This is a genomic window from Singulisphaera rosea, assembly GCF_054877945.1.
Map to the genome: position 1 here is coordinate 108,615 of NZ_JBTYIP020000031.1, position 10,687 is coordinate 119,301.

Below are 10,687 nucleotides of genomic sequence, written 5' to 3' on the forward strand. Positions count from 1 at the left end.
CGCGATGTTCGGCAAGAAGAGCTCCAGCCTGACCGAGCAAGACGTGCTCGACGCCTTGAAGGGCGTCAAGGACCCCGACCTCCACCGCGACCTCGTCGACCTCGGCATGATCAAGGACATCCGGATCGGCGACGGCAACGTCGCGCTGACGGTCAAGCTGACGACCCCCGCCTGCCCGATGAAGGCGAAGATCGAGGGCGACGTCCGCGAGGCGCTCGCCGCCAGACTCGGGAGCGACTGGACGTTCGCCGTCACGATGGGGGCCGAGGTCCGCGGCAAGGGGATTTCCGAAACCGGGGATATCCCCGGGGTCAAGAACGTCATCGCCGTCGGCTCGGGCAAGGGGGGCGTGGGCAAGTCGACGATCGCCGCCTCGATCGCCTTCGGCCTCCAGGCTTACGGCTCGACGGTCGGCCTGATGGACGCCGACGTCTACGGCCCGTCGATCCCCCACCTCGTCGGCGCCTCGGGGCGGCCGATGGCCCGGGGCGAGCGGATCCAGCCGATCGAGGTCGCCGGCCTTCGCCTGATGTCGATGGGCTTCCTCCTCGAGCCCGAACGCGCCGTGGTCATGCGCGGGCCGATGCTCCACGGGATCATGCAGCAGTTCCTCCACCAGGTCGAGTGGGGCAACCTCGACTACCTCGTGATCGACCTCCCCCCCGGCACCGGCGACATCCCGCTGACCCTGGCGCAGAGCCTCCCCCTGACCGGGGCGGTCGTCGTCTGCACTCCCCAGGAGGTTGCGCTCATCGACGCCGTCCGGGCCGTCTCGATGTTCCGCCAGCTCAAGGTCCCGATCCTCGGGATGGTCGAGAACATGAGCTTCTTCGACGTCCAGGCCTATCTCCAGGAACGCGGCGGCGACCGGGTCCGCTCCTTGCTCTCAGGGGCCGGCCTGTTCGAAGCCCCCGGCGACGAGCGTGCCTACCTCTTCGGCCGCGGCGGCGCCAGGCGCAAGGCCGAGCAGCTCGGCGTCCCGTTCCTCGGCGAAGTCCCCCTCAACGTCAACGTCCGCGAACGCGGCGACGAAGGCAAGCTCAAGGACGCCCTCGCCCCCGGCTCCGCCTCCCGCCCCTACCTCCTCGGCGTCGTCGAACAACTCGCCGCGCAGATCAGCATCCAGAACATCAAGACACCCAAGATGCCCAAGCTCGAAATCCTGAACTGAGCCGAAATCTCAATCCCGAATCGGGCTGTGGGTCGGAGGCATAGATCTCCGACCCGCGGCCTGTTCACCATTCCCAGCCCATTTCGGGATGCTGATTTTTGTTTTGTTAATGCCGATGTGAAATGATGTTCCGGGTGGCTCCGGTTGGGACAACCGGGGTCGCGAAGCGACAAGGGGCGTGTCGCGCAAAACTCCCGAGATCAGATACCCACTCGCCTGAATCGCAATGAGGTTGTTCCCTCGCACGACCTCACCGACTTCGACACCGACGCCATCTCTGGATCGACCAAACCGGCACGGACCGGCTTGAGTTCCGTGTCTGCCCTCTCCACTTCCGAACTCGGCGACTGGCTGCCGGCCTCTTGTCGCTACGCGACCCCGCTTGTTCCAACCGCGGCTTCTCAAGACCACGATTCTGGTCGGCTGATGGCAACCTTTGGATGTACACGTCCGTCGGGCTGCTCTCACCTTTCTCAACGCACCTCGAGGAGTGCGCTCCGTCCGGCCCGGCAATCCGCCCTTTTCCCTTGGATCGACCATCGATCGACCGGCCCGAGTGGGCCATGTCGTAGTCGAAGACCATCCTCGCCCGGTTGCGAGCGGGGGCGATCTCAAGGGAGGCATGACGATGCGTCGGATGACCGCAGGGCTGGTCTCGATCGTCGCGATCGGCGTGGGGATGACCGTGGGGCTGGCCAGGACTCCCGAGCCGCCATCGAACCAGAAGAACGGGGTTTCCCAGCCTCGGGCGGTCGCGCCCGAGCCGCCGGTGAAGGTGGCCGAGGACCTGACGGTGCACGAGTGGGGGACGTTCCTGTCGATGAGCGGCTCGGACGGAGCCTCGCTCGACGGGATGTATCACGAGGAGCACGCGCTCCCCGGGTTCGTCCACGCCCGGAGCCGTGACCAACTCCACCAACGGTCGGTCTTCCTCAAAGGGGAGACCCCCGTCATCTACTTCTACACGCCCACGAAGCGACACGTCCGCGTCGAGGTCAAGTTCCCTCGGGGCCTCTGGACCCAGTGGTATCCCCAGGCGGCGTTCGTCGGGCCGACGTTCTCGAGTCGGACGACGTCGGAGTCGTTCCTGCGGGACGGCCGGATCGTCTGGAGCGCCGGACTGATCCCCGCCTCGGGGGCGGATCCCGCGCCGACTTTGCCCGAGACCTCGGCCGACGCGCTCTGGAACTTCGCCAGGGACGTCGACGCGGCTTATGTCCAAACCGGAGGATCCAAGGGCCTCGAGACCGAGCGTTACCTCTTCTACCGAGGCCTGGGGACTGCGACCTTGCCCGTCCGGATGGCTTCGGAATCGGGCGGGACCCTCTCGGCCGACCGCAGCGAGGCCGAGGGTATCCGTCACGTCTTCGTCCTCCGCGTCGAAGGGGGCAAGGCGGCCTATGCCTATCGGCCCGCCCTCGAGCCCGGCGAGACGGCCGCCGGGGTCATCCCCTCGATGGACGGCGCCCTGCCGCTCGACCAATTCGCGGCCAAGCTCGCCGATGACCTCGCCGGCCGCCTCGTCGAGAGCGGCCTGTACGCCAAGGAGGCGCGGGCGATGGTCGAGACCTGGAAGTCGAGCTACTTCAAGACCGAAGGCGTGCGTTCCCTCTTCGTCCTCCCGCGGCGCTGGACCGACGCCTTCATCCCCTTGACGATCACGCCGAAGCCGAAGGACCTCGTGCGGGTGATGGTCGGCCGCCTCGAACTCCTCACACCCGAGCGCGAGCAACTCGCCGAGGGCGCCGTGCGCGACCTCGCCTCGACCGACCCGGCGCGACGTCTCGCGGCCTTCAACGCCCTCAGAACCCAGGGCCGCTACGTCGAGCCGATCCTTCGCCGCGTCCTGAAATCGAGCCGAGACGAACAGGTCAAGCAGACCTGCCGTCGGCTCCTCATGGCCGACTTCGTGACCGACCTAAGGTCCGCCGTCTGCACGAGCGAGAAGGTGAAGACGACGCCCACGCCCGATGTCATGGGCTGGAATCCGGGTGGCATGGTCTGGAATGAAGAGCCGGCCCAGGTCCGTGCGCGGTTGGCGAGCCTTCTCAAAGATCTGGGCTTCGACGCCGAGGCGCGTGCCGAAGGCGAGGCCGCGGCGGCGCTCCTGAGGCAAGTCCACGTTTTGGTGCCCCAGGGTACGTGCGACGCCCAGCGTGTCTACCGAGCCTGGGGCCGAGCCCTCGAGGCCCTGGGCGACGATCGTGCGGCCGCCGAGCAATACAGCCTCGTGCTCGACCAGGGAGTCAAAGCACTCCAGGAGAAGGATTGCCGGACGTGCCACCGGCAACAGTCCGTCGCCACCGACGCCTGGTCCCGCGACTGGTGGGTCGGCGAGCGTTATGCGACGACCCTGCGTCGGAGTGGCGGCCTCGACGCGGCCGTGGCCCAACTGGAAGCCGACCACTCGAGCCGACTGCAGGACACCCTGAAGCTCGGCTACCTCTACGCCGCCAAGGGCCGCGACGCCGAGGCTGCCTCGCTCCGATCCGCCGTCGAGACGCTCGTAGGCAAGATCGAGACGGCATCCACAACCCTGCCGCGATGACCCGCCACCCACAAGTCCCGTAGGGCGGCCGTCGCCTTCCTGGCGTTCCTTCCGCCAATGTTAAGGGTGTGCCGACCTTACGGGACCGGGACCACAGGATCTGCAAGATGGATCCGATTCTTGCCGCCCATGTCACGAGATGATACGGTGGGCGTATTCAAGCGGGCAAAAACCCTTCTCCATCTCGACCTCCATTCGTTCGCTTGCGGCTCGCGAAGGACGAGGTCTCCGTGGAGGAAGGTCCTAAGATCGCTGGACTCACCTCGAGGTCTTCCGTGCCTGCACGACGGTCGCCATTCTCAAGGCGGCCTTTTGCAATCCTGGCCGTCCGTCACTTACAATCGGTTTAGCAAGAAACAAGAGACTTCCTCGCCGACCCGCATCGGATCGGGCGAAGAATCCAACGACTGTGGAGGAACTCCGCCATGCGGCGCCCGACGAGGAGACGAGCGTTCACACTAGTCGAATTGCTCGTCGTGATCGTGATCCTGGCTCTGCTCCTGGCCCTCCTTCTCCCGGCCATCAACGGAGCCGTGAGGACCGCACGCGAAGCCAGCGTCTCGGCCGAAATCACTGCGCTCGGCCAAGCCTTGGCGGATTTCAAGAGCAACACGCGCGTTTCCGGCCTTGATGTGACCATATGTCGCGACCGAACCTAATGCGACGTTGCAGGTTGCACCGTCTGACGGTGCGACTTTTTGGCGGCGACGGTCCTAAAATCTGCCTGAACAAACGAGCCTTTTTGGCCAATTGCGCCCACGAATAGACGCCGCTTGGTAGCGGCCTTGGTGGCATCGCGGCCAAGGTTCGTTGATTTGTTCTAGCCCCGTTTCCAGTCGCGGTCAACCCATCCTCGGAACCCCTCTGCGCCCTCCGCTTCGACTCCGCCGATCCGCCTCGGCCCACACCATCCCAACTCCCTCGATTCACCGCCAACCCAGGATGACACCCACGGGTGTCACGTCTTGGCATGTCTGGCGGGTCCGTTGTGGTCACCATAGGAATTCCGAGCATTAGTCCTAAACCAAGCGTATCGAAAACCCTCTCACGCCCCTCCAACTTGGATTTAAGGGGTTTTGGCAACGGCACTTGCGCGAGCGTGTGCGTTTTCGAGTGAGCGCCTCTTCGATTTCCATAGTTTCGTGGCATGCCTCGTTTTATAGGGCGCAGATCGCTGTCGTCCCTATGTCATCGTACTGGGTACGCTTGTTTTAGGATTAGTCGCGTTATCGCCGCAACTGTACAAACGTATGATTGGGATGATGGCCAAACGTGAGCCGTGTTTAGAGGAGATCGCCAGATGGTGAAAGCTATCGATCAAGATTGGTGCCCGCAGAGCGTGGCCATGCGGAAGCTGAAGGTGTCCGGCTACACGCTCCTCAAGTACGTCGCCGCTGGTCGGGTTCGCACACTCATGCTGCCCGGCGTCCCGATGAGGTACTCGATTCCGGATGTCGATGCCCTCGTTGCCCAGATCGCCAAGGAAGCCGAGGAGGCTGCTCTGGCTCGGCAGTCGACCGTTCCCGTCTCGGCCGCCGCCTCCGCATAACCCCAAGGGCGGCCCGTCATCGGCCCGCCCCACCTCGCGTCTTTGCCCTTCCCGCCCCATGCTGGCAACGCCGCCAGCCACATCAACTCAAGGATCGAGAGCAACCATGCAGAACGAAATGCTCCGCTTGGAGGACATTGAGGAATCCGATCACCTCAACAGTCGCGCCGAGATCAACGAAGCGACTATCGCCGACTACGCCGAGGCGATGGCCGAAGGAGTCGAATTCCCGCCCGTTGTCGTGTTCAGGACCCCGGATGGGAGGAACGTGCTTGCCGGAGGATTCCATCGTCGTGGAGCCGCCAGGCAGGTGGGTCGAACCGAGATCCTTGCCGAAGTCCACGAAGGAACGGAACGGGATGCCCTGTTCTACAGCCTCGGTACTAACCAGGCGCATGGGTTGCCACGCTCGGCGGCCGACAAGAAGAAGATCGTCACCACCCTCCTGGCCGACGAGGGGTGGGCGGCAATGAGCGACCGGGCCATCGCAAAGCACGTGGGGGTCTCGGCGGGGTTCGTCGGGACGCTCCGAGCGACTGTCCGCGCGGACAGTGGAGAGCCCAGCACCATTCGCCTAGGTGCCGACGGTCGGCGGATCGACACGGCCAACATCGGAAAGCGGTCCACGCCCTCGCCAGCCTCGCCTGACGATGCGGCCGCCTCGGAAAACGCTCCGGACGCCGATGAGGACGAGACCGCGACCGCCGACAAGGGGACCATACCGGCTGGCGTCGAGGTCACGGTCGAGCATGTCGGTGGCGAACCTGAGGCCCTCGGTCTCGGTGACGTCGAAGGCGACGCGGCCGAGGACGAGGCTCCCCTCTCCGATGAGGACTGGCTCGCCACCCTCCCGGCCCGATCCCACCTCTCCGACTCCTGCCGCTCTCGGTTCGATCTGGATGCCCTGGCGTTCCGGGCAGTGACCCCCCATCGCCTCAAGTTCGCCGCCGCCTGCCGCCCTATCACGAACAAGGCGAAGAAGGATGGCAGAGGCCATATCGGCCCCTGGATGTCCCGCCACCTCCATTACATCGGCCGCCGCGACCCAAGCCGCTGGATCGTCTGCGGTGACTGTAAGGGGGCTTGATCGACGACCTCCACCAAGCCGGGGCGATGGGGTTGCTCGAGGCGGCTCGGAGATTCGACCCGTCGCGAGGGTACCGCTTCAGCACGTACGCGGTCCCTTGGATTACGAGGCACCTCTACGAGGAGGTGGCCCAGTCCGGGGGGACCATGCGCATCCCTCGGAAGACCCTTGAGCTTGTGAACCGGGTCGCCCGCCGCTCTCGCGAGCTCGCCTCGACCGTGGGCCAAACGGTATCCGTCGAAGCCGCATGTGATGACCTTGGAGTCCCCAAGGGGTCACGGCTCCGCGTCGCCGATGCCTTGGCTGTTCGCAATGCGTCGTACGTCAGCGACGAAGTGACGACGGCCGCTATCCCCGAGGACGACACCGATCCCGCAGATATCGTCGCCAACGGAGAGGACGTCGGTGCCCTTCGAGATCGGATCCTTGCGGCCGTGAATACCCTCTCGCCGAGGCGTCGGGACATCGTGACGCGGCTCTATGGCTTGGCCGGGGACCCGCCCGTCCCCTTGAGGATCATCGCCTCGGACTTGGGATTCTCCCTGGCCTGGGCAGAGACGCTCTTGGACGCTGCCCGTGGCCAACTCGGCATCGAGCTCGCCGACCTGGCGATCCCAGCCATCGAATGACACCCAATGGGTGTCATTTCGCCCCGACGGCCGAGGCCATCCTCGGCCGTCCCCGGGGACTTAGGGTCTACCTTCCCAGGTCAACTCCCGGCGAGCGAACCGGGCCGGCGAGAGTTCTCCACTCGTTAGCTCGACCTCGACGACGTAGACCTTCGCGTCCTCCTCCCCCTCGACCACCGTGACGACCCCGATATCCCCCGGGGCAAGTCGGCCTTCAAGCCCTGTCGGCACCGAGCGGATCTTGACCCGGTCCCCGGGCCTCGGCGGGTAGCCACATCCAGGGCACTTGAATGGGAACGGGGCACCGGGCCGGTGCTCCGGATACAGGCGGTGCCACGCCGCGGCGCTGTCCGGCCTGATGTGCATCATGCATCCGCAATCCGGGCACTTTCCAGTTGGCATCGCGCGACGCCCCTTCATGTCTCGTGGGTGGGTGGCCTTGGTGAGTAGCCGACCCAGGGTCCAAATCTGGCCGGGCGTATACTATCTCTGGATACATCGGATTCCAACCATTCTCCGCCCTGATGCCCATCGACTATCGCAGGAGGACACGATGAAACGACCAATGACCGGACCCCTACGGCCGGCTTCCCAGGTGGCTGTCCGGCTGGGCAAGCCGCGTTCGGAAGTGATCAGACTCGCGTTGGCGGGTCGCATCAAAACCGTGATGGAGCCCGGTCGGCCGACCCTTTACGTCTGGGCCGACGTCGAAGCCCTCGCGGCTGAGCAGGCCCAGGCCGACGCAACCTCAGCCAAGCCCTCGTCCTGAAGTCCGACGACGCCAGGACAGATCCTCGCCTACTCCTCGACTCTCATTCACCACTCAAGACGGAATCACGACATGCGCAAGTACCTTCGATTGTGGAAGTGGAAGTATCTCAAGCCAAAGTACCTGATGGGGCTTCCTCTCCTCATCCGTATGCTCCGGGCCAAGAAGGATTATCCGGCCTACGTCCAGCAACCGGGCCACCCCTTCCCGGCCGGGTGCCTCTGGGCGAGGCTGACCGACGGAGATGACGAGTGGCGTCGGTTCGCGTGGACCGCCGTCCGACTCTCGGCCGAGACGGGCGAGTGGGAAGACATCCCCAATGGCCCGCGTGGCTCGTTCCAGAGCCATCCCGCGTATGCGGACCCGGCCTTGGAGGGCGTTCCGATCGAGGTGCCGGCGGTCGTCCTCCTCCGCCGAGAAACGACGCTCGGCCGCCTCCTATTCCGCGAGATCGGTCCCCCACTCGAGACCATCCTCCGCGAGACAGGGGCCACGTTCGTCTCCCCCTTAAGCGAGGCCAGATCCGCGATCAAGGGGCTTCTCCGCGATGCCGGGGCGAGGCCCGAGATTCCACCGGCGGCCTCTTCCAACTAACACCACCCATCAAGGATCCTCACGGATGAGCTACCTGAGCGATTGCCCGGTCCCTTACTCGGTCTTATACGCCCCGCAATCCTCGGAGGACGTCGACCCAACATCCTCGCGGGCGACGCTGACGTTCAGGACCGCGTATTCCGACCGTGCCGCGTTTATCATCTTCGCATGCGGCACGGTCGAGCCGGGAAGCCCGACGCCCCGAATCGTGCCCCTCAGGCACCCCGAGTTCCCGAACCTCTACGCCCAGAGGATCGGCTCCCTGAACACAGGGTCGAACGGGTCGGGGTCGATGTACACCGACTCAAAGATCACGGTCCAGTTTGAGACGCTGCCCTTCGCCACCGCGGGCGATCAGGCTTTCAGGACGACCCGGCTCCGCTCGGCCGGGAACTACGTCACGCAGCCGGGGAACGCCTTCAAGTTCCCCTCGGACAACACGCCGATCAAGCAAGACGCCGGCCGATTCATACCGGAGATGTCTTATTCGATCACGCTCTTTCAGTGTACGAATGTCAACGATGACTTGATCGCCAGCCTGATCAACAAGGTCAACGCCGGGGTCTTCATGGGTCGTCCCGAGGGGACGGTCCGGTTCGACGGGGCGGACTCCGAGGTCACTCAGACCGTTAGCGGGATCATCACCAACAACATCACGCTCAACCTCGTGTTCCGGCCGATCCCGCACAACTACCTCTTGAGGCCCGACGGCGGATTCGAGGAGGCCGTGGACACCTCGAGCGGCAACCCCATGTACGACCTGGCTGACCTCTCCCCTCTCCTTAACCTGGTGTAAACCGATGGCTGGCAAGAACCGGTTCAACCGCATCGTGACGGGGGACACCGACGTCGACGCTGCGCTGGAAACCTGGGTGTCCGGCATCGAGACGGCCGGCAACATCACTGTCTCTCCCCCCTTGGTGGCCCAGACGGGCCCCTCGGGGACGCACCTCGGGTTGATCAAGCCCCTGCGGAAGTTCGCCAAGTTGACCACGGCCGGGGCGGGGGGTGCCTATGCCTGGACCGAGGTCTACCGCGACCGGTCGACCGGTGCCTGGGCGCTCCAACCCGGCGGACTCTCGGGGACGACGACGGTCGACCCCGCCCAGGAGATAAACGCGTACACCGCCCTCACCCTGCCGGCGTACGTCGAGCTCCGATTCGACGCGGACAGCGGACGATGGCTCTTTCAGATCGGGGGTTGCTCGTGAGCGGCAGGATAAGAATGCCCAGGATCGTGATGGGCGATCCGGACGTGGACACTACCCTTGACACGTGGGCGGGCGGCATTGAGAAGGCCCTCAACGTCACGGTCGGGCCGGGCCTGCACTTGACCCGTGGGCCGAGTGGGATCCACATCGCCCTCGCTCCCGACCAGGAGTTCTACGCGAGGCTTTCGGGGAGCAGCTCGCCCTACAGCTATTCCGAGGCCTACCTGCCGAAGACGGGGACGACCTGGCTCGACCTCCCCGGGGCCCGAACGGGGTCGGACGCTCACGAGTTCAACGACGTCCCTGGACTTAATGGGAAAGTCGTACGCCTCATGTTGCTTGAAGACGACACGTATGGGTTCGTGTGGGTTCGACAGCCGACGCCGAAGTGCAAAAACGTCTGCGTCGGCGTGTCTACCGGTTGCTCTGGAAATGCCGCGATCTCTGGAGCCTCGGTTTCCCTAAGCGACGGAACCAACACCTTCACTTGCACGACGTCTGGCCAAGTGGCGGCCGTCACGATCTCGAATCCAGGGCTCTATTCAGCCGTTCCAACTGTGAGTTTCTCGGGCGGCGGTGGATCGGGAGCGGCAGCCTACGCTCGAATGGGGGTCCGGGCCGTAGTCCTCGGTTCGGGCGGAGCGGGGTACACGAACGGCACGAATTACCCGCTCGGAATCACAGGTGGTCTCGGCTCTGGTGCCACCGGACTATTCGATGTCGTCTCGGGCCAGGTCACGAACGTACGAATTTCGTTGGCCGGAATCGACTACCAGTCGCCACCAACGATCTCATTTCCAGGGGCCGGAACTGGAACAGGCGCTTCCGCAACCGCGAACCTCAAGATCGTGTCAGTGGTGCTGACGAGCTTTGGCTCATACACGTCGGCCCCGACAGTGAGCTTCTCCTTGTCGGGAGGCGGGTCTGGCAACGCTAGCCCGGATATTTCATAGGCCCTCTGGATGCCGACGGGGGACGACGCATAAGCACACTCCTTCGTGCCGGATGGCTCTGCGGTCGGTGTCCGGCCCCGATGCGCATACCTTCCCCCTGACCCCCGTCGCAGGGGCCTCAATCGATCTCGCGTTTTTCTCGCGTCATCCCGTCCTGGCCCCGGGACTCAAGGGCG

General features: G+C 64.8%; 12 protein-coding genes. 11 read left to right on the forward strand and 1 reads right to left on the reverse strand.

Annotation, left to right across the window (positions count from 1 at the left end):
* Positions 1 to 4 precede the first annotated feature (4 nt).
* The 6 genes from ACYOEI_RS34105 (at position 5) to ACYOEI_RS34130 (ending at position 6,984) form a co-directional block, all read left to right on the forward strand.
* Complete coding sequence (locus tag ACYOEI_RS34105) at positions 5 to 1,171, forward strand: Mrp/NBP35 family ATP-binding protein (protein WP_462854614.1); 1,167 nt, start codon at positions 5 to 7, stop codon at positions 1,169 to 1,171.
* A gap of 628 nt (positions 1,172 to 1,799) precedes the next feature.
* Positions 1,800 to 3,719, forward strand: a complete 1,920-nt coding sequence (locus ACYOEI_RS34110; RefSeq protein ID WP_462854616.1) for a hypothetical protein — start codon at positions 1,800 to 1,802, stop codon at positions 3,717 to 3,719.
* Between the two features lie 425 nt (positions 3,720 to 4,144).
* Positions 4,145 to 4,378 carry a prepilin-type N-terminal cleavage/methylation domain-containing protein gene (locus ACYOEI_RS34115; protein ID WP_462854619.1) on the forward strand — a complete coding sequence of 78 codons (234 nt, stop codon included), beginning with the start codon at positions 4,145 to 4,147 and terminating at the stop codon, positions 4,376 to 4,378.
* A 641-nt stretch (positions 4,379 to 5,019) separates the two neighbouring features.
* Positions 5,020 to 5,268 carry a hypothetical protein gene (locus ACYOEI_RS34120; RefSeq protein WP_462854620.1) on the forward strand — a complete coding sequence of 83 codons (249 nt, stop codon included), beginning with the start codon at positions 5,020 to 5,022 and terminating at the stop codon, positions 5,266 to 5,268.
* Between the two features lie 106 nt (positions 5,269 to 5,374).
* On the forward strand, positions 5,375 to 6,355 hold the full coding sequence (locus tag ACYOEI_RS34125) for a ParB N-terminal domain-containing protein (RefSeq protein WP_462854621.1): 981 nt from the start codon (positions 5,375 to 5,377) through the stop codon (positions 6,353 to 6,355).
* Positions 6,352 to 6,984, forward strand: a complete 633-nt coding sequence (locus tag ACYOEI_RS34130; RefSeq protein ID WP_462854622.1) for a sigma-70 family RNA polymerase sigma factor — start codon at positions 6,352 to 6,354, stop codon at positions 6,982 to 6,984. The genes ACYOEI_RS34125 and ACYOEI_RS34130 overlap by 4 nt, the downstream gene beginning before the upstream one ends.
* Before the next feature lie 60 nt (positions 6,985 to 7,044).
* Here ACYOEI_RS34130 and ACYOEI_RS34135 read toward each other — a convergent pair whose 3' ends face one another.
* Positions 7,045 to 7,353, reverse strand: coding sequence for a hypothetical protein (locus tag ACYOEI_RS34135; RefSeq protein ID WP_462854623.1), 309 nt, complete (start codon positions 7,351 to 7,353; stop codon positions 7,045 to 7,047).
* A 184-nt stretch (positions 7,354 to 7,537) separates the two neighbouring features.
* Between ACYOEI_RS34135 and ACYOEI_RS34140 the strand changes: the two genes are divergently transcribed.
* From ACYOEI_RS34140 to ACYOEI_RS34160, 5 genes are all read left to right on the forward strand, one after another.
* A complete protein-coding gene (locus ACYOEI_RS34140; protein ID WP_462854624.1) occupies positions 7,538 to 7,753 on the forward strand; it encodes a hypothetical protein in 216 nt (71 codons plus the stop codon).
* Between the two features lie 72 nt (positions 7,754 to 7,825).
* A complete protein-coding gene (locus ACYOEI_RS34145) occupies positions 7,826 to 8,347 on the forward strand; it encodes a hypothetical protein (protein ID WP_462854626.1) in 522 nt (173 codons plus the stop codon).
* Positions 8,348 to 8,372: 25 nt separating this feature from the next.
* The gene (locus ACYOEI_RS34150; RefSeq protein WP_462854627.1) at positions 8,373 to 9,143 is read left to right on the forward strand and encodes a hypothetical protein; all 771 of its coding nucleotides are present in this window, start codon (positions 8,373 to 8,375) and stop codon (positions 9,141 to 9,143) included.
* 4 nt (positions 9,144 to 9,147) lie between these two features.
* Complete coding sequence (locus tag ACYOEI_RS34155) at positions 9,148 to 9,558, forward strand: hypothetical protein (RefSeq protein ID WP_462854629.1); 411 nt, start codon at positions 9,148 to 9,150, stop codon at positions 9,556 to 9,558.
* Positions 9,528 to 10,511 (forward strand): hypothetical protein, encoded by a 984-nt coding sequence (locus tag ACYOEI_RS34160; protein WP_462854631.1) that lies wholly within the window; start codon positions 9,528 to 9,530, stop codon positions 10,509 to 10,511. The genes ACYOEI_RS34155 and ACYOEI_RS34160 overlap by 31 nt, the downstream gene beginning before the upstream one ends.
* Positions 10,512 to 10,687: the final 176 nt, after the last annotated feature.

What these genes read in the sequence shown, in the direction of transcription:
- ACYOEI_RS34120 (WP_462854620.1), top strand. Translation starts at nt 5,020, where the DNA reads ATGGTGAAAGCTATCGATCAAGATTGGTGCCCGCAGAGCGTGGCCATG.
- ACYOEI_RS34145 (WP_462854626.1), top strand. Translation starts at nt 7,826, where the DNA reads ATGCGCAAGTACCTTCGATTGTGGAAGTGGAAGTATCTCAAGCCAAAG.
- ACYOEI_RS34125 (WP_462854621.1), top strand. Translation starts at nt 5,375, where the DNA reads ATGCAGAACGAAATGCTCCGCTTGGAGGACATTGAGGAATCCGATCAC.
- ACYOEI_RS34135 (WP_462854623.1), bottom strand. Translation starts at nt 7,353, where the DNA reads ATGATGCACATCAGGCCGGACAGCGCCGCGGCGTGGCACCGCCTGTAT.
- ACYOEI_RS34150 (WP_462854627.1), top strand. Translation starts at nt 8,373, where the DNA reads ATGAGCTACCTGAGCGATTGCCCGGTCCCTTACTCGGTCTTATACGCC.
- ACYOEI_RS34110 (WP_462854616.1), top strand. Translation starts at nt 1,800, where the DNA reads ATGCGTCGGATGACCGCAGGGCTGGTCTCGATCGTCGCGATCGGCGTG.
- ACYOEI_RS34155 (WP_462854629.1), top strand. Translation starts at nt 9,148, where the DNA reads ATGGCTGGCAAGAACCGGTTCAACCGCATCGTGACGGGGGACACCGAC.
- ACYOEI_RS34160 (WP_462854631.1), top strand. Translation starts at nt 9,528, where the DNA reads ATGGCTCTTTCAGATCGGGGGTTGCTCGTGAGCGGCAGGATAAGAATG.
- ACYOEI_RS34140 (WP_462854624.1), top strand. Translation starts at nt 7,538, where the DNA reads ATGAAACGACCAATGACCGGACCCCTACGGCCGGCTTCCCAGGTGGCT.
- ACYOEI_RS34105 (WP_462854614.1), top strand. Translation starts at nt 5, where the DNA reads ATGTTCGGCAAGAAGAGCTCCAGCCTGACCGAGCAAGACGTGCTCGAC.
- ACYOEI_RS34115 (WP_462854619.1), top strand. Translation starts at nt 4,145, where the DNA reads ATGCGGCGCCCGACGAGGAGACGAGCGTTCACACTAGTCGAATTGCTC.